The sequence below is a fragment of the Stenotrophomonas genospecies 5 genome (assembly GCF_054473825.1).
Genome location: NZ_JBTMUW010000003.1, coordinates 287,961 through 303,524, shown reverse-complemented (window position 1 = coordinate 303,524; position 15,564 = coordinate 287,961). Strand labels below are relative to the sequence as shown.

The following is a 15,564-nucleotide window of genomic DNA, read 5'->3' as shown; positions in this document are numbered from 1 at the left end:
GTGGACCAAGGTCCGCACCCACCGTCTACTTTGCCTCACCCTGCGCCGCCTGTACGTCCGCGTCGATGACCGGCGCCGACAGACCCACCTGTGGACCGGCGCCGGCCAGCGCGGCCTGCTCGGCGGCGCGGGTCATCACCACGATGCTGATGCGGCGGTTGATCGGGTTCTGCGGGTCGGCCCGGTCGAACAGCACCGAGGAGGACAGGCCGACCACGCGGGTGATCTTGCTGTCCTCCAGTCCGCCATCGATCAGGGCGCGGCGGGCCGCATTGGCGCGGTCGGCGCTCAGTTCCCAGTTGCCGTAGCCGCGGGCGGCGGTGTAGGCGGTGATGTCGGTGTGGCCGGTCAGGCTGATCCGGTTCGGCACGTGGTTCAGGTACTCGGCCAGCTCATGCAGGATCTGCTGCGTGTACGGCTTGACCGTGGCACTGCCGAGGTCGAACATGGGCCGGTTCTGCTTGTCCACGATCTGGATGCGCAGGCCTTCCGGGGTCAGGTCCAGCAGCAGCTGGTCCTTGAACGGCTCCAGCGCCTGGCTGCGGCTGATCGCTTCCTGCAGTTCCTTCATCAGCTGTTCCAGCTGCTGCTTGTCGCGCTGCTGCTGGTCCACCGGGTGCGGCACGGCTTCCTGCTGGTTCTGGAAGGGATCGTTGCTGCTGCCACGCGAGATGTCGGTGGCGCCGCCGAGCTTGATCATCGACGTGCTGGCACCGCCCGGCCCGGCCATGCCAGGGGCCGGCGTGGCGCTCTGGCCACTGAGCGGGCTGGGGTTGCGGAAGTATTCGGAAATGGCCGCACGATCGTTCTTGCTGGTGGTGGCCATCAGCCACAGCACCAGGAAGAAGGCCATCATCGCGGTCACGAAGTCGGCATAGGCCACCTTCCACGAGCCGCCATGGTGGGCGGCATGGCCGGCCTTCCTGACCTTGCGGACGATGACGGTGGGTTTGCTCTCGGCCATGGTTTACTTGACCGTCTTCAGGTGCTGCTCGAAATCGGAGAAGGCCGGGCGCACGTTCGACGGCAACGTCTTGCGGGCGAATTCCAGCGCGATCTTCGGGTTGTAACCGCGCAGGCAGGCCAGCAGTGCGGTCTTCACCGATTCGTAGATGCGGCTGTCCTGCTCGGCACGTGCTTCCATCGCCGCTGCCATCGGGCCGACGAACCCGTAACCCAGCAGGATGCCCAGGAAGGTGCCGACCAGCGCACCGGCGACATGGCCGCCGACCTCGACGATGTCGCCGCCGATCGAGCCCATGGTGATGACGATGCCCAGCACCGCCGCGACGATGCCGAAACCGGGCAATCCGTCGGCCACCTTGGTCAGCACCTGCGACGGGGCCATCGCTTCGGCGTGGTGCTTTTCCAGCTCCAGTTCGAGCAGCGGCTCCAGTTCATGCGGCTCGATGTTGCTGCCGATCATCAGGCGCAGGCAGTCGGTGATGAAATCGATCAGGTGGTGGTCGGCCTGCACCTTCGGATAGTTGCCGAACACGGCGCTCTCGGCCGGGCGTTCGACATGGTCCTCCAGCGCCATGAAGCCTTCCCGGCGCGCCTTGTTGAGCAGTTCGTAGAGCAGGCTGAGGACGTCGATGTAGTCCTGCTGCTTGTAGCGCGGGCCCTTGAACACGCCGACGATGGCCTGCAGCGTCTGCTTGACCGTCTTGGCCGGGGTGCCGACCAGGAACGCACCCAGCGCGGCACCGCCGATGATGACCAGTTCGTAGGGCTGCCAGAGAGCCCCCAGGCGGCCGTGGGCACCGAGGTAGCCCCCGATCACGCTGATGATGACGACCAGGAATCCAACGATGATGAGCATGGGGCAACGCAGAGAGGGGGGATATCTCCTTGTCGGCCCACCCTGCGGATTTCTGAAGAGGGAATTCTGTGAAACCGGTCAGCAGGGGTGTCTCAGCCCGCCACGCCGCTTTCCGCACCGCCACGCTGCAACGGGTTGGGCCAGGCCTCGCCGTTGCCGGCAAACGAAAGTGAGACGGAGTTCAGGCAGTGGCGCTCATGGGTGGGCGGCGGCCCGTCCGGGAACACGTGGCCGAGGTGGCTGCCACAGCGGGCGCAGGTGATCTCGGTGCGGATCATGCCGTGGCTGGTATCGCGGATCTCACGCACGTGTGCCGCGTCGTAGGGGGCGAAGAAGCTCGGCCAACCGGTGCCGGAATCGAACTTGGTGCTGGAGCGGAACAGGGGCAGCCCACACAGCCGGCAGCAGTAGACACCCTCACGCTTGTTGTCCAGGAACACGCCACAGAACGGTGCTTCGGTGCCGTGCTGCAGCAGCACGCGGCGTTCTTCGCTGCTGAGGCCGGCGACCAGGGTGTCGGTCTGGGAGGCGGTAGGGGGCGTCAGGTCGAAGGCACTCATGCTGGCTCTCCGTGGGGTCGATGGCCTGGGGATGCCTGCAGACGTGGGGGTGTGACCGCCGTCTTGCAAGTGTGAGCTGCGTTCATGGGCGGCACACGGGCGCGGGCGCATGGTGGGGAGGATTCCTGCTGGAGCGTGCCATGAAGACCCTTTCCGTCTGGGTGCTGTCGGCTCTGCTGCCCCTGTCGGCACAGGCCCAGGTGCCCACCACATCGCCGACCACCACCCGCACCACCACCACCGTGGCGCCAGCGCCGGTGACGCCGCCCCCACAGCCGGCAAGACCGCAGCCGCAGGTCCTGCCGTCACCGCAGCCGACGCAGCCGATCAAGTCCACCGGCCCGGCGCAGGTGGTGCCGACGCCGGCGCCGAAGCTGCCGGACAAGGTCTATGACCGCAACGGGCGCATCGTTCCCGGCGTCAAGCCGGTCGGCCCGAACCGTGTGTTCGACTCCCGTACCGGCCGCTACTACGACAGTGTGCCGGCCGGCAGTGGCCAGCAGGTCAAGCCATAGGGCAGTCCGCCACCGCCCGCGGCGGGTGGTGACCGCGCCGGCTGAACGCCTGAAAACACACTGCTGCTGCTCACGGCTTTTTCGCCTGTGATTAACCGCCGTAGGACCACCGTGGCCCTGCGCCGGCATCCCGCCGTCGCGTGTCCTTTGTCCTTTGGATCGCGATCATGAAGAATCCGCAGAACCGTCATCCCGGCAAGGAAGCGCAGAGCCATAAGCCGCAACAGCAGCAACAGCAGCAGATGGACCCGCAGCGGCCGCAGAAGGGCAGCAAACAGCAGGAGACAGGTCAGCAGCAGGGCTCGATGAAGCACCCGCAGCAGCGCTGACGCCCCTGGAACAGGGCCGGAACCCGCAGCGCGGGCTCTGGCCCTTCATTCGGGAATCGGCAGGCTGAGCGTCTCCTTGACCTCTTCCATGACGATGTAGCTCTTCGATTCGCGCACGTGCGGCAGGGTCAACAGGGTGCTGCCCAGCAGTTTGCGGTAGGAGGCCATCTCGCTGATCCGCGCCTTCAGCAGGTAGTCGAAGTCGCCGGACACCAGATGGCACTCGAGCACGTTCGGCAGCTTCAGCGCCGCACGCCGGAACTCCTCGAAGATGTCGCCGGACTTGTAGGCCAGGCTGATCTCCACGAACACCAGCAGGCTGGCTTTCAGGGCCGTGGGATCGAGGTGGGCGTGATAGCCGGTGATCACGCCCTCGCGCTCCAGCCGGCGCACGCGCTCGGTGCACGGGGTGGTCGACAGGCCCACGCGCTCGCCCAGCTCGGTAAAGGAAATGCGGCCTTCGGCCTGGAGGATGCGCAGGATCCTGCGGTCGATCTTGTCCAGTTCACGGGGGCGGGCGGCCATGGGCGTCAACCTGGGGAAGTAAATCACGGGGAAACATCTTGCCCGCAGCGTGAAAAACAGGCAAATCGCCTATGAATGGAAGAATATACTTCCCCGATTATGGCCCTGTCGTGCTCAAACGCAGGGAATGATCGGGTTGGAGAATTTCCATGCGAGTCCTAGTTCTCGGCAGCGGCGTGATCGGCACCACCAGTGCCTGGTACCTGCGACAGGCCGGGTTTGATGTCACGGTCGTCGACCGCCAGCCCGGCCCCGCGCTGGAGACCAGTTTCGCCAATGCCGGCCAGCTGTCATTCGGCTACACCTCGCCCTGGGCCGCGCCCGGCGTGCCGAAGAAGGCGATCGGCTGGCTGTTCGAGAAGCATGCGCCGCTGGCGATCCGTCCCGGCATGGATCTGGCCCAGTACCGCTGGCTGTGGCAGATGCTGCGCAACTGCACCCACGAGCGCTATGCGATCAACAAGGCGCGCATGGTGCGCATGTCCGAGTACAGCCGCGATTGCCTGAACGAGCTGCGCGCGCAGATCGGCATCGAGTTCGAGGGGCGCGACCTGGGTACCACCCAGCTGTTCCGCACCCAGCAGCAGCTGGATGCCTCGGCACAGGACATCGAGATCCTGGCCCGCTATGGCGTGCCGTACGAAGTGCTGGATCGCGCCGGCATCATCGCCGCGGAACCGGCGCTGGCGCACGTTGATGGCCTGGTCGGTGCGCTGCGCCTGCCGCGTGACCAGACCGGCGACTGCCAGCTGTTCACCCGCCGCCTCGCGCAGATGTGCACCGATGCCGGTGTCGAGTTCCGCTTCGACCAGGACATCAGCGCCATCGAGTCGGATGGAGAGCGCATCACCGGCGTGCGCATCGCCGGCAAGCTGGAGACTGCCGACCGCTATGTGGTCGCGCTGGGCAGTTACTCGCCGGCGCTGGTCGCGCCGCTGGGCATGCGCCTGCCGGTGTACCCGCTGAAGGGGTATTCGTTGACCCTGCCGATCACCGATCCGGCCATGGCTCCGACCTCGACCATCCTCGATGAGAGCTACAAGGTTGCTGTAACCCGCTTCGACAACCGCATCCGTGTCGGTGGCATGGCCGAAGTGGCCGGTTTCGACCTGTCGCTGTCACCGCGTCGCCGCGAGACCCTGGAGCTGGTGGTTCGTGACCTTTACCCGAAGGGCGGGGACCTGTCGCGCGCGCAGTTCTGGACCGGCCTGCGCCCGGCCACGCCGGATGGCACGCCGGTGATCGGCGCCACGCCCTTCCGCAACCTGTATCTCAACACCGGTCACGGCACCCTGGGCTGGACCATGGCGTGTGGTTCAGGTCGCTACCTGGCCGACCTGATGAGTGCACGCCAGCCACAGATCAGCACTGAAGGCCTGGACATCTTCCGCTACGGCCAGTTCGGCCATGCCCCGCAACACGAGAGCCGCACATGCGTCCTGCCCGCGCGCTGATCGATCTGCACGCGCTGCGCAGCAACTACCGGCTCGCCCGCGAGCTGGGGGGCGGCAAGGCGCTGGCGATCATCAAGGCTGATGCCTATGGCCATGGCGCCGTGCGCTGCGCGCAGGCCCTGGAAGACGAGGCCGACGGCTTCGGGGTGGCGACCATCGAAGAGGCGCTGGAGCTGCGCAAGGCCGGTATCCGCGCGCCCATCCTGCTGTTGGAAGGCATTTTCGAAGCCAGCGAGATGGCGCTGGTGGCCGAGCATTCGCTGTGGTTCTCGGTCGGCTCGCCGTGGCAGCTGGAAGCGCTGGCTGCCTTCGACAGCCCGCATCCGTTGACGGTCTGGCTGAAGCTGGACAGCGGCATGCATCGCCTGGGTCTGGACGTGGAGACCTTCCGCGCCGCACACGCGCGCCTGCAGGCGATGCCGCAGGTGGAGCGGATCGTGCTGATGACCCATCTGGCGCGTGCCGATGAACTGGACAGCGAACGTACCCACGAGCAGGCCGCCACCTTCGCACGTGCAATCGAGGGCCTGCAGGGTGAGACCAGCGTGTGCAATTCGCCGGCCCTGCTTGGGTGGCCCGACGTGCGCAGCGACTGGGTGCGCCCGGGGCTCATGCTGTACGGCGCCAACCCGATGCCGGACGACACGGATCTGACCGCGCGGCTGCGCCCGGTGATGACCATGCAGTCCAAGGTGATTGCCGAGCGCTGGATCGAAGCCGGTGAGCCGGTGGGATATGGCGCGCGCTTCGTGGCCAAGGCGCGTACACGCGTGGGCGTGGTGGCCCTGGGCTATGCCGACGGCTATCCCCAGTTCGCGCCGAACGGCACCCCGGTACTGATCGACGGCCAGCCTGGCGTGCTGATCGGTCGGGTTTCGATGGACATGCTGACGGTGGACCTGACCGCACATGCACAGGCCGGCGTTGGCAGTGTGGTGGAACTGTGGGGGCAGGCCCCGACGCTTTCGGAACTGGCGCCACGTTGCGGGGTGAGCGCCTACCAGCTGCCCTGCGCGGTCAAGCGGGTCGCCCGCGTCTACCGCGATTGATGCGCCGCCGGGCATGGCGCTACCGGATGTCCAAAGCGCCATGCCCGGCGGTTATCGGAAATGCACAGGTAGCGCGGGGCCATGCCCGGCGGTTATCGGTCAACGCGCGGCGGTGGCCTGGGCGGTCAACTGCCGCTTCACCCAGTCATCGATCAGCCGCTTCTCGTAGCGCAGCGGATCGCTGTCGCTGCGCAGCCCGAGGGTGTGCAGGTAGCCGGTGTCGGTCAGCTTGGCCTCGCCCTCGTCGACGATGCGGCCGCTGGCGTCCTTCAGCGTGTACTGCAGGGTGATGCGCGGCGGATAGATGTCGCGCATCACGCGGATGTCATTGGCGCGCGGGCCATGCCACGGTTCGTAGTCGCCCGCGCGCTTGATGTCGACCAGGGTGATGTCCAACGTCTGCCCGGCCTGCAGCGGCTTGGCGGCGCTGGTCTGCAGGTAGCGCGCCAGCTGCTGCACCCAGTCGCCGCGTTCGGCCTCGAAGCGGTTGTGGCTCTGGCGGATCTCGGTGAATGTCGCCGGATCGTTCCACTGCACGTTGACCGGGCCGTCGGCCTGCAGCGTGCGCGGCGCATCCGGGCTGGTGACGGTGCGCGGCGCGGCGTTCGCAGCACCCGCGGCAAGGGCCGCGGCCAGCAGCAGGGTGGCGGACAGAGAGCGGTTCATGGCGGTCTCCTGCGTCCCCGGAATGGGGGCGGATGTTGATCTCGCATCGAGTGTGATCCTGCCGGCGGGGCCCAGCAATGGCCGAATGCGTCAACAGCGTCGGCGGTTGTCGCCAATTCATGGTCGTCAACCATGACTGACGGCGCTTGACGCTGTGAATACGTCCTTTGGAAGATGCTGTGCCTCCATCCGGTACGCCCCAGACGCCCTTGTCCACACTGCCGCCCCTCGCGGAGCGCCCACCCTTGATGGTTCCGGCGCCCGAACCCGACCTGCATCGCGGTGTGCTTGAACGCATCAACGCCGGCTTTTGTGTGATCCAGGTCATGTTCGACGCCGATCGCGCGGTGGATTACCGCTTCCTTGAGGTAAATGACGCCTTCGAGCGCCACACCGGTCTCAAGGACGCCCTCGGCAAGTGCATGAGCGCGCTGGAACCGAACCACGAGAGCGACTGGTACCGCATCTACGGCGAGGTGGCGCGCAGCGGACGGCCGGCGCAGTTCGAAATGGAAGCCCGGGCGCTGGGGCGCTCGTTCGCGGTGGACGCGGTCCGCGTGGGCCGCCCCGGCGAGGACAAGGTCGGCATCCTGTTCTTCGACATCACCGCACGCAAGCAGATGGAGCTGGAGCTGGGCGAGAGCGAGGCCCGGTTCAGCGCGTTGGCCGATGGCCTGCCGATGCCGGTCTGGGTGCTGGATGAGCGCGGACATGCGCGCTTCGTCAACAGTGCCTTCAGCGAGTTCTTTGGTGGTGACGAGACGCGTGTGCCGGAGGATGTCTGGCGCGGCCTGGTGCATCCGGATGATGCGTCGGTGTTCGAGTACGAACTGCAGGAAGCGTTGAAGGCGCAACGTTCCATGCATGCCCTCGTCCGCGCACGGCGTGCGGACGGACAGTGGCGATGGCTGGAAATGAACGCGCGTCCGCGGTTCTCGCGGATGGGTCGATTCATCGGCCTGGCCGGCAGCAGTCCGGACGTGACCGAGCGCCGCGAGATCGAACTGGCCCGTGAAGAACTGCTGCAGTCCGAGCGCGCCGCACGCAGTGCCGCCGAGAACATGGCGCGCCTGAAGGATGAATTCCTGGCGACCCTGTCGCACGAACTGCGCACGCCGCTGACCACCATCCTTGGCTGGAGCGAGCTGCTGCTGCAGCGTGTCGACAACACCAGCCCGCTGTACAAGGGGCTGGGCGTGATCGCCAACAGCGCCGGTGCACAGAAGCGGCTGATCTCGGACATGCTCGACCTCAGCAGCATGTTGCTGGGCAAGGTGCAGCTGGAAGTGGAAGTACTGGACCTGCGCGAACTGCTGGGCGAGGCGATCGGTGCGCAGGAGCTGGTGGCCGAGGGCAAGGCACTGGACGTGCAGTTGCGGCTGCCTGAGCAGCCCAGCCTGGTGCTCGGGGATGCGACGCGGTTGCAGCAGGTGTTCTGGAACCTGTTGTCGAACGCCATCAAGTTCACGCCGGCCGAGGGCCGCATCGAGATGCAGCTGCGGGCCGACGGCAAGCACTGGGAGATCACCGTGCGCGATACCGGTGATGGTATTGCTCCGGAGTTCCTCAATCATCTGTTCAGCCGCTTCCGGCAGGCCGACGGCACCACCACCCGCCGCCATGGTGGGCTCGGCCTGGGCCTGGCGATCGTGCAGCAGCTGGTCGAGCTTCACGGCGGCACGGTCACTGCGGCCAGCGAAGGCCATGGCCACGGTGCCACGTTCACCGTGCGCCTGCCGCAGCATCTGCCCGATGCCGAGCGGCGGCCGCTGCGCGAGGTGATCAGCGGGCCGATTCTGGAGCCGGTGGTCGTCGAGCCCTATCCGCTGCGGGGCATGCACGTGCTGGCCGTGGAAGACCAGCCGGAAGTGCTGGAGTACCTGCGGCGCATGCTGGAAGAGCAGGGCGCGACGGTGTCGGCTGCCAGTTCGGCCGGCGAAGCGTTGGCGCTGCTGGCCGATGCCGGCCACCTTCAGTACCACGTGATGCTGACCGACATCGGCATGCCGGGTATGGATGGGTATGGGTTGGTGCGCACCCTGCGCGAAGACATGGGCGTGGATGCGGCGACCCTGCCGGCGGTGGCCGTGACCGCGCTGGCCCGTGCGGATGACCGTCGTCGCGCGCTGGCCTCCGGCTTCCAGGAGCATGTGGCCAAGCCGTACTCGGTGGCCCAGCTGGTGGCTGCGGTACGCAAGGTGCAGGTGCCGCGCGCCGACAGCGCGCTGCACTGAGCATTCACGGTGGATCGGCGACCCTGCACGCAGGAGGTTCACCGATGTCCCGCATTGCTCCACGCATCCATACCGACCCGGCCCAGATCGCGCGCTTGGAATCCCTGCTGCCGCAGCTCGGTGGCGAAACGCAGGTCGAACTGACCCTGCTCGATGGCCGCCGCCTGCTGGGCACGGTCGCCGTGCGCCCAACGGTGCAGCAGTACCGCAACGACGCCGGCGATGAAGGCAGCAACGGCCAGCTGCGCCTGGACGACTACGACACGCCGGTGCAGCAGCATCACGTCTGGCTCGACGAGATCGCCAGCATCCACCAGCTGCCACCCAGAACGACGTGATCCGGCAGGGGGCCGGGCTCACGCCCGGCTGCGGTCCGCACGCCCGGGCCTCGGCTCGGGCGCGACAGGCACGTCAGTGCTCGAACACCGTCGGCGTTGCTTCGAACCGACGGGCATAGGCGCGCTCCTCCGCCACCCGCGCCACCTCGTCGTCGGCCAGGTCCGGTGCGCCGTATACCGCGTATGCCACGCTGCCATCGGCGCCGTGGCCGACCTGGTGCAGCCGGTAGCGTGAATGTCCACCGCCGGTGTCCTCGGGGTAGTGCACGGGAGGATGGCTGCCTTCCAGGTCCATTTCGCTGTTGTCGACCACGCCACCGACGAACAAGGCACGCATGCGGATTCTCCTGCTGGAAGTCTCGGGGGACCTCTACCCTGAAGGGTCCGATGTTGCTGGGGCATCAATGCCCCGTTGAAGTTTCGCAAAGTGGCCTGCCGGGCCGGACCGCGCGAGCCGGTACAATGGACGGCCCTCACGCTTCAAGTAACCGCGCCGATGGCCGCCAGCGACGACGCCCCCCTGCAGACCCTGTTCCTGCCGTTCTCCCAGGGCGCGCTGCGCTGGCCGGACGGGCCGGCTGCGTTCCTGCGTGCCCGCGACGGCTGGCCACTGCGTGAGCAGGCCGGCGGGCGCGAGGTGCACTGCGAGCAGAGTTTTGCGCCGTTCGCGCAGCCCCTGCAGCAGGCCGCCGGCTGGACCGTCAGCGGCCAGCTTGACGATGTCGCGGGCCGGGGCCGCTACCCGCTGGTGCTGGTGCTGCCGCCGCGCCAGCGCGAGGAGGCCCGCGCGCTGTTCGCCCGTGCCCTGGCATTGGCCGCAGAAGGGGGCCGCATCGTCGCCTGCCAGTCCAACAACGAGGGCGCGCGCTCCGGCGAAGGTGACCTCAAGCAGCTGGCCGGCCTCGGCGGCAGCCTGACCAAGAACCATTGCCGGGTGTACTGGACCCCGCCACTGCAGGGTCAGCACGATGCCGACCTGGCCAAGCGATGGAGCGCGCTGGATGCGGTGCGGCCGATCGTGGGTGGCCGCTTCCTCAGCCGCCCGGGCGTGTTCGCCTGGGACCGCATCGACCCGGCTTCGGCGCTGCTGGCCGAGCACCTTCCGGCCGATCTGGCCGGACGCGCGGCCGACCTCGGGGCCGGCTATGGCTACCTGTCGCGCGAGCTGCTGGAGCGTTGCCCGAAGATCACCGCGCTGGATCTGTACGAAGCCGAGCAGCGGGCCCTGGCACTGGCCGAGCTGAATCTTGCACCACCGCCGCGCCCGCTGCCGCTGCGCTTCCTGTGGCGGGACGTCACCGCCGGCATCGAGCCGGGGTACGACGTCATCATCAGCAATCCGCCGTTCCATACCCCGTCGCGCGCGGACCGGCCGGATATCGGCCAGCGCTTCATCGCCGTGGCGGCGCAGGCGCTGCGTCCGGGCGGTCGCCTGTATGTGGTGGCCAACCGCCACCTGCCGTACGAACACACGCTCAACGACAGCTTCGGCGCGGTGCGCGTGGTCGCCGAGCGTGACGGGTTCAAGCTGGTCGAAGCGGTAAAGGGGAAGGGCCGATGAAGCTGGTCAAGCACATCGCCAACCTGGGCTATGGCAGCCGCAAGCAGGTGCAGTGGATGTTCCGCGAAGGCCGTATCACCGATGCCGACGGCGAGGTGCTGTATGCCGACGACCAGGTGCCGCACGAGGCCGTGCGGGTCGACGGCGAGCCGCTGGATCCGCCGCCGGGGTTGTCGATCGCGCTGCACAAGCCGGCCGGCTACACCTGCTCGACCAAGGACACCGGCCGCCTGATCTACGATCTGCTGCCGCCGCGTTTCCGCGACCGCGACCCGGTGCTGTCCACGGTCGGCCGGCTGGACCGCGACACCAGCGGCCTGCTGCTGCTGACCGACGATGGCGGCCTGCTGCACCGGATCATCTCGCCGAAGTCGAAACTGCCCAAGGTCTACGAGGTGGAGCTGGCCCAAGACCTGCGCGGCGACGAAGTGGCCCTGTTCGCCAGCGGCACGCTGATGCTGGAGTCGGAGAAGACCGCCCTGCTGCCGGCTGAACTGGAGGTGCTGGGTCCACGCAAGGCGCGCCTGGTACTGCATGAAGGCCGCTACCATCAGGTGCGCCGCATGTTCGCCGCTACCGGCAACCATGTGCAGGCACTGCACCGCAGCCGCGTCGGTGGCCTGGACCTGGAGGGGCTGGCCGAGGGGCAATGGCGGCTGCTGACCTCCACCGACCTGGATACGCTGTTCGCTCCATGACTGTCATCGCTGCGCTGCCGTTTCTTCCCGACGCCGTCATCTTCGACATGGACGGCCTGATGATCGACAGCGAGCGGGTGTCCATCGCCTGCTGGAGTGAGGCTGCCGAAGCGTTTGGCCTGCCGCTGGATGCATCCTTCTTCGTGCGCATGGTCGGCCTTGGCGACCGCGACAGCCAAGCGCTGCTGCGCCAGCAGGGCGTGGAGGACAGCGTGATCGAGGCGATGGCGCTGCGCTGCCATGATCTGTACGAGCAACGCACGCAGACCGGCCTGCCCCTGCGGCCGGGCATCCTGGAGCTGCTGGAACTGCTGAAGGCGCATGCGATTCCGCGTGCGGTGGCGACCACCACGCGTCAGCCGCGGGCCAACCGCAAGCTGGGCGCCGCCGGTCTGCTGCCGTACTTCGATGCAGTGATCACCAGTGGCGACGTGGCGCGGCCGAAGCCGGCGCCGGACATCTACCTGCTGGCCGCACAGCGGCTGGGGCAGGCGCCGGAGCGCTGCCTGGCGCTGGAGGACTCACCTGCGGGAACGCGTGCGGCGCTGGCCGCAGGGATGACCGTGATCCAGGTGCCGGACCTGGTGCATCCCGATGAGGAACTGCGCGCGCTCGGCCATCGCATCGTCGGCTCGCTGCGCGACGCGCACGCCCTGCTGCTGCCGCTGCTGCCGCGCCCGGCGTAGGCGCGCGCTGTCTTTGCGCCGGGCATGGCCCGGCGCTACCAGAGGCGGTGCTGCCGACTACGCGGTAGCGCCGGGCCATGCCCGGCGACCGTGCAGGCCAATGGCGGGCGATCAGACCCGACCGAACACCAGGGCCGCGTTGGTGCCGCCGAAGCCGAAACTGTTGGACATCACCGTGTCCAGCACCTGTGCGCGGCTTTCGCGCAGGATCGGGAAGCCTTCCACCGCCGGGTCCAGCTCGCTGATGTTGGCCGAGCCGGCAACAAAGCCATCGCGCATCATCAGCAGGCAGTAGATGGCTTCGTGCACGCTGGCCGCGCCCAGCGAATGGCCGGACAGCGCCTTGGTCGAGGACAGCGGCGGCACGGCCTCGCCGAACACCTCGCGGATCGCGTTGAGTTCGGTGACATCGCCCAGCGGGGTCGAGGTACCGTGCGTGTTGAGGTAGTCCAGCGGGCGGTCCACGTTCTGCAGTGCCATCTTCATGCAGCGCACCGCGCCCTCGCCGGACGGTGCCACCATGTCCGCACCATCGGATGTCACGCCATAACCGATCAGCTCGGCATAAATGCGTGCGCCGCGCGCAACCGCATGATCGTAGTCTTCCAGCACCAGCATGCCGCCACCACCGGCGATGACGAAGCCGTCGCGGTCCTTGTCGTAGGGGCGCGACGCGTTGGCCGGGGTGTCGTTGAAACTGGTCGACAGCGCGCCCATCGCATCGAACATCACGCTCATCGACCAGTGCAGGTCTTCACCACCGCCGGCGAACATGATGTCCTGCGCGCCGTGCCGGATCATGTCCGCGGCGGCGCCGATGCAGTGCGCCGACGTCGCGCAGGCCGCCGACAGCGAGTAGCTCACGCCCTTGATCTGGAACGCGGTGGCCAGGCACGCCGACACGGTGGAGCACATCGTGCGCGGCACCATGTACGGGCCGACCTTGCGCACGCCACGTGCACGCAGCAGATCGACCGCGCCGATCTGCCACTCGCTGGAGCCGCCGCCGGAGCCGGCGATCAGGCCGGTGCGCAGGCCACTGACCTGCGCCTCGTCCAGCCCGGCATCGGCGATGGCATCGCGCATGGCGATGTAGGCGAACGCTGCTGCATCGCTCATGAAGCGCTTCTGCTTGCGGTCGATCAGGGCGTCCAGGTCGAGGTCGACACGACCGCCGATCTGGCTGCGCAGGCCCGCTTCGGCGTGGTCGGCCAATGCGGTGATGCCGGCACGCCCCTCGCGCAGTGCGGAAGAGACGGTATCCAGATCATTGCCGAGGCAGGACGTGATGCCCATGCCGGTGATGACGACACGACGCATCAGAAGCTCCCGGTTTCGGTGAACAGGCCCACCCGCAGGTCGCGAGCGTTGTAGATCTCGCGATCGTCCACATACATGCGGGCGTCGGACTGGGCCATCACCAGCTTGCGGTTGATGACGCGCGTGATGTCGATCTCGTAGCGCACGCGCTTGGCGTCCGGCAGTACCTGGCCGGTGAACTTGACCTCGCCGCAGCCCAGGGCGCGGCCCTTGCCGGGAGCACCCAGCCAGGTCAGGTAGAAGCCGGTCAGCTGCCACATCGCATCCAGGCCCAGGCAGCCGGGCATCACCGGGTCGCCGATGAAGTGGCAGCCGAAGAACCACAGGTCCGGGCGGATATCCAGTTCGGCGCGTACCATGCCCTTGCCATGCGGGCCGCCGTCCTCGCGAATGTCGGTGATGCGGTCGAACATCAGCATCGGGTCGTTGGGCAGACGGCCGGCGGCGGCGCCGAACAGTTCACCGCGTGCGCTGGCCAGCAGCTGGTCGCGGTTGAACGCGTGGAGACGAGTCATGAAACGCAATCCTGGAAGCGACGAACAGGGATACAAGTGCTCGAGAATGCCCTTGGAAGCGCTGCCGATCAAACATTTCAACCGTACGCAACCGTAGTGTTTTCAATGGAATACGCGCATCCTGTTGATGTGCAACGACCATACCTCGGCGTGTGGCCCACCCACGCCGAACCCGCCCCGTACACCTGACATGACCCGACTGCGCAAGATCATCCACGTCGACATGGACGCCTTCTACGCGTCGGTGGAGCAGCGCGACGATCCCTCACTGCGCGGCAGGCCGGTGGTGGTGGCGTGGCGCGGTGCGCGCTCGGTGGTATGCGCGGCGTCCTACGAAGCGCGCGTGTTCGGCGTGCGTTCGGCGATGCCGGCGATGCGTGCCGAGCGCCTGTGCCCGGACGCGATCTTCGTGCCGCCGGACTTCGCGCGTTACAAGGCCGTGTCGCGCCAGGTGCGCGAGATTTTCCTGCGCCATACCGACCTGGTCGAGCCGCTGTCGCTGGATGAGGCCTATCTGGACGTGACCGAGCCGAAAAGTGGCATCGAGCTGGCAACCGAGATCGCACGCACGATCCGCGCACAGATCCGCGACGAGACCCAGCTGACCGCTTCAGCGGGCATCGCGCCGAACAAGTTCCTGGCCAAGATCGCCTCGGACTGGCGCAAGCCCGACGGCCAGTTCGTTATTCCACCGCAACGGGTGGACGCATTCCTGGCGCCGCTGCCGGTCAGCCGCGTGCCCGGCGTGGGCAAGGTGATGGAAGGCAAACTGACGGCGCGCGGCATCATCACCTGCGGTGACCTGCGGCAATGGGCGCTGGCGGATCTGGAGGACGCGTTCGGCAGCTTCGGCCGCAGCCTCTACAACCGTGCACGCGGCGTCGATGAACGGCCGGTGGAGCCGGACCAGCCGGTGCAGTCGATCTCTTCCGAGGACACCTTTGCCGAGGACCTGCTGCTTGAAGACCTGGGCGAGGCCATTGTGCAGCTGGCAGAGAAAACCTGGAACGCCACGCGCCGGACGGAACGCGTGGGCCACACCGTGGTGCTGAAGCTGAAGACGGCGCAGTTCCGCATCCTTACCCGCAGCTTCACCCCGGACCGCCCGCCGGAATCGATGGAGGAGCTGCGCGATGCCGCGCTGGCGCTGCGCGCGCGCGTGGACCTGCCGGCCGACACGCGCTATCGCCTGGTGGGCGTCGGCCTGGGCGGTTTCCGCGACAAGGAACCGGTGGTGCAGGGGGAGCTGTTCGAGCAGGCGTCGAACGATCCGCACCGCCCCTGACCGCGGT

At 67.5% G+C, this 15,564-nt stretch carries 18 protein-coding genes; 10 read left to right on the top strand and 8 right to left on the bottom strand.

The window, feature by feature from the left end; all coding sequences use genetic code 11:
* Nucleotides 1-25: 25 nt before the first annotated feature.
* The 3 genes from motB to msrB all read right to left on the bottom strand — a co-directional run bounded on the left by motB (nt 26) and on the right by msrB (nt 2,382).
* Nucleotides 26-964: a flagellar motor protein MotB gene (gene motB, locus ACX9OW_RS18390; protein WP_459062662.1), complete on the bottom strand. Its 939-nt coding sequence runs from the start codon at nt 962-964 to the stop codon at nt 26-28.
* A gap of 3 nt (nt 965-967) precedes the next feature.
* Nucleotides 968-1,822 carry a flagellar motor stator protein MotA gene (motA, locus tag ACX9OW_RS18385; RefSeq protein ID WP_053518236.1) on the bottom strand — a complete coding sequence of 285 codons (855 nt, stop codon included), beginning with the start codon at nt 1,820-1,822 and terminating at the stop codon, nt 968-970.
* A gap of 92 nt (nt 1,823-1,914) precedes the next feature.
* Complete coding sequence (gene msrB / locus ACX9OW_RS18380) at nt 1,915-2,382, bottom strand: peptide-methionine (R)-S-oxide reductase MsrB (protein WP_053518238.1); 468 nt, start codon at nt 2,380-2,382, stop codon at nt 1,915-1,917.
* Between the two features lie 140 nt (nt 2,383-2,522).
* Here msrB and ACX9OW_RS18375 point away from each other — a divergent pair, with 140 nt between their 5' ends.
* Together ACX9OW_RS18375 and ACX9OW_RS18370 are read left to right on the top strand one after the other, a co-directional pair.
* A complete protein-coding gene (locus ACX9OW_RS18375) occupies nt 2,523-2,897 on the top strand; it encodes a classical arabinogalactan protein 4 (protein ID WP_262218499.1) in 375 nt (124 codons plus the stop codon).
* A gap of 167 nt (nt 2,898-3,064) precedes the next feature.
* A complete protein-coding gene (locus ACX9OW_RS18370; RefSeq protein ID WP_262100746.1) occupies nt 3,065-3,226 on the top strand; it encodes a lana protein in 162 nt (53 codons plus the stop codon).
* A gap of 45 nt (nt 3,227-3,271) precedes the next feature.
* On the opposite strand, the gene ACX9OW_RS18365 is transcribed toward ACX9OW_RS18370, so the two are convergent.
* Complete coding sequence (locus ACX9OW_RS18365; RefSeq protein ID WP_053518243.1) at nt 3,272-3,751, bottom strand: winged helix-turn-helix transcriptional regulator; 480 nt, start codon at nt 3,749-3,751, stop codon at nt 3,272-3,274.
* A gap of 149 nt (nt 3,752-3,900) precedes the next feature.
* Here ACX9OW_RS18365 and ACX9OW_RS18360 point away from each other — a divergent pair, with 149 nt between their 5' ends.
* Nucleotides 3,901-5,205 carry a D-amino acid dehydrogenase gene (locus tag ACX9OW_RS18360; protein ID WP_053518245.1) on the top strand — a complete coding sequence of 435 codons (1,305 nt, stop codon included), beginning with the start codon at nt 3,901-3,903 and terminating at the stop codon, nt 5,203-5,205.
* Nucleotides 5,184-6,254, top strand: coding sequence for an alanine racemase (gene alr, locus ACX9OW_RS18355; RefSeq protein ID WP_053518246.1), 1,071 nt, complete (start codon nt 5,184-5,186; stop codon nt 6,252-6,254). Before ACX9OW_RS18360 ends, alr begins: the two co-directional genes overlap by 22 nt.
* 99 nt (nt 6,255-6,353) lie before the next feature.
* Here the strand turns inward: alr and ACX9OW_RS18350 are convergent, their stop codons facing one another.
* The gene (locus tag ACX9OW_RS18350; RefSeq protein ID WP_053518248.1) at nt 6,354-6,920 is read right to left on the bottom strand and encodes a DUF3016 domain-containing protein; all 567 of its coding nucleotides are present in this window, start codon (nt 6,918-6,920) and stop codon (nt 6,354-6,356) included.
* Between the two features lie 248 nt (nt 6,921-7,168).
* Between ACX9OW_RS18350 and ACX9OW_RS18345 the strand changes: the two genes are divergently transcribed.
* Both ACX9OW_RS18345 and ACX9OW_RS18340 read left to right on the top strand, forming a co-directional pair.
* Nucleotides 7,169-9,154 carry a hybrid sensor histidine kinase/response regulator gene (locus tag ACX9OW_RS18345; RefSeq protein WP_258391181.1) on the top strand — a complete coding sequence of 662 codons (1,986 nt, stop codon included), beginning with the start codon at nt 7,169-7,171 and terminating at the stop codon, nt 9,152-9,154.
* A 44-nt stretch (nt 9,155-9,198) separates the two neighbouring features.
* The gene (locus tag ACX9OW_RS18340; protein WP_459062661.1) at nt 9,199-9,492 is read left to right on the top strand and encodes a DUF3247 family protein; all 294 of its coding nucleotides are present in this window, start codon (nt 9,199-9,201) and stop codon (nt 9,490-9,492) included.
* Nucleotides 9,493-9,565: 73 nt separating this feature from the next.
* On the opposite strand, the gene ACX9OW_RS18335 is transcribed toward ACX9OW_RS18340, so the two are convergent.
* Nucleotides 9,566-9,829, bottom strand: a complete 264-nt coding sequence (locus tag ACX9OW_RS18335; protein ID WP_053518254.1) for a hypothetical protein — start codon at nt 9,827-9,829, stop codon at nt 9,566-9,568.
* Between the two features lie 159 nt (nt 9,830-9,988).
* Here ACX9OW_RS18335 and ACX9OW_RS18330 point away from each other — a divergent pair, with 159 nt between their 5' ends.
* From ACX9OW_RS18330 to ACX9OW_RS18320, 3 genes are read left to right on the top strand one after another with little or no spacing between them, the layout of a single operon-like run.
* Nucleotides 9,989-11,053 carry a class I SAM-dependent methyltransferase gene (locus ACX9OW_RS18330; protein ID WP_065182527.1) on the top strand — a complete coding sequence of 355 codons (1,065 nt, stop codon included), beginning with the start codon at nt 9,989-9,991 and terminating at the stop codon, nt 11,051-11,053.
* Entirely contained in the window at nt 11,050-11,751 is a 702-nt protein-coding gene (locus ACX9OW_RS18325; RefSeq protein WP_065175382.1) for a pseudouridine synthase, read from the top strand. The genes ACX9OW_RS18330 and ACX9OW_RS18325 overlap by 4 nt, the downstream gene beginning before the upstream one ends.
* Nucleotides 11,748-12,437, top strand: a complete 690-nt coding sequence (locus ACX9OW_RS18320) for an HAD family hydrolase (protein WP_053518260.1) — start codon at nt 11,748-11,750, stop codon at nt 12,435-12,437. Before ACX9OW_RS18325 ends, ACX9OW_RS18320 begins: the two co-directional genes overlap by 4 nt.
* 111 nt (nt 12,438-12,548) lie before the next feature.
* On the opposite strand, the gene fabB is transcribed toward ACX9OW_RS18320, so the two are convergent.
* Nucleotides 12,549-13,757, bottom strand: a complete 1,209-nt coding sequence (gene fabB, locus ACX9OW_RS18315) for a beta-ketoacyl-ACP synthase I (RefSeq protein ID WP_164150991.1) — start codon at nt 13,755-13,757, stop codon at nt 12,549-12,551.
* Entirely contained in the window at nt 13,757-14,272 is a 516-nt protein-coding gene (gene fabA / locus ACX9OW_RS18310) for a 3-hydroxyacyl-[acyl-carrier-protein] dehydratase FabA (RefSeq protein ID WP_053518264.1), read from the bottom strand. The genes fabB and fabA overlap by 1 nt, the downstream gene beginning before the upstream one ends.
* Nucleotides 14,273-14,462: 190 nt before the next feature.
* Between fabA and dinB the strand changes: the two genes are divergently transcribed.
* Nucleotides 14,463-15,557 carry a DNA polymerase IV gene (gene dinB, locus ACX9OW_RS18305; RefSeq protein ID WP_053518266.1) on the top strand — a complete coding sequence of 365 codons (1,095 nt, stop codon included), beginning with the start codon at nt 14,463-14,465 and terminating at the stop codon, nt 15,555-15,557.
* Nucleotides 15,558-15,564 lie beyond the last annotated feature (7 nt).

Excerpts from the sequence above, each read along its gene's own strand:
- motA (WP_053518236.1), bottom strand. The coding sequence starts at position 1,822 with ATGCTCATCATCGTTGGATTCCTGGTCGTCATCATCAGCGTGATCGGG.
- alr (WP_053518246.1), top strand. The coding sequence starts at position 5,184 with ATGCGTCCTGCCCGCGCGCTGATCGATCTGCACGCGCTGCGCAGCAAC.
- ACX9OW_RS18340 (WP_459062661.1), top strand. The coding sequence starts at position 9,199 with ATGTCCCGCATTGCTCCACGCATCCATACCGACCCGGCCCAGATCGCG.
- ACX9OW_RS18325 (WP_065175382.1), top strand. The coding sequence starts at position 11,050 with ATGAAGCTGGTCAAGCACATCGCCAACCTGGGCTATGGCAGCCGCAAG.
- fabA (WP_053518264.1), bottom strand. The coding sequence starts at position 14,272 with ATGACTCGTCTCCACGCGTTCAACCGCGACCAGCTGCTGGCCAGCGCA.
- ACX9OW_RS18330 (WP_065182527.1), top strand. The coding sequence starts at position 9,989 with ATGGCCGCCAGCGACGACGCCCCCCTGCAGACCCTGTTCCTGCCGTTC.
- ACX9OW_RS18365 (WP_053518243.1), bottom strand. The coding sequence starts at position 3,751 with ATGGCCGCCCGCCCCCGTGAACTGGACAAGATCGACCGCAGGATCCTG.
- msrB (WP_053518238.1), bottom strand. The coding sequence starts at position 2,382 with ATGAGTGCCTTCGACCTGACGCCCCCTACCGCCTCCCAGACCGACACC.
- motB (WP_459062662.1), bottom strand. The coding sequence starts at position 964 with ATGGCCGAGAGCAAACCCACCGTCATCGTCCGCAAGGTCAGGAAGGCC.
- ACX9OW_RS18335 (WP_053518254.1), bottom strand. The coding sequence starts at position 9,829 with ATGCGTGCCTTGTTCGTCGGTGGCGTGGTCGACAACAGCGAAATGGAC.
- ACX9OW_RS18370 (WP_262100746.1), top strand. The coding sequence starts at position 3,065 with ATGAAGAATCCGCAGAACCGTCATCCCGGCAAGGAAGCGCAGAGCCAT.
- dinB (WP_053518266.1), top strand. The coding sequence starts at position 14,463 with ATGACCCGACTGCGCAAGATCATCCACGTCGACATGGACGCCTTCTAC.
- ACX9OW_RS18345 (WP_258391181.1), top strand. The coding sequence starts at position 7,169 with ATGGTTCCGGCGCCCGAACCCGACCTGCATCGCGGTGTGCTTGAACGC.
- ACX9OW_RS18375 (WP_262218499.1), top strand. The coding sequence starts at position 2,523 with ATGAAGACCCTTTCCGTCTGGGTGCTGTCGGCTCTGCTGCCCCTGTCG.
- ACX9OW_RS18320 (WP_053518260.1), top strand. The coding sequence starts at position 11,748 with ATGACTGTCATCGCTGCGCTGCCGTTTCTTCCCGACGCCGTCATCTTC.
- ACX9OW_RS18350 (WP_053518248.1), bottom strand. The coding sequence starts at position 6,920 with ATGAACCGCTCTCTGTCCGCCACCCTGCTGCTGGCCGCGGCCCTTGCC.
- fabB (WP_164150991.1), bottom strand. The coding sequence starts at position 13,757 with ATGCGTCGTGTCGTCATCACCGGCATGGGCATCACGTCCTGCCTCGGC.
- ACX9OW_RS18360 (WP_053518245.1), top strand. The coding sequence starts at position 3,901 with ATGCGAGTCCTAGTTCTCGGCAGCGGCGTGATCGGCACCACCAGTGCC.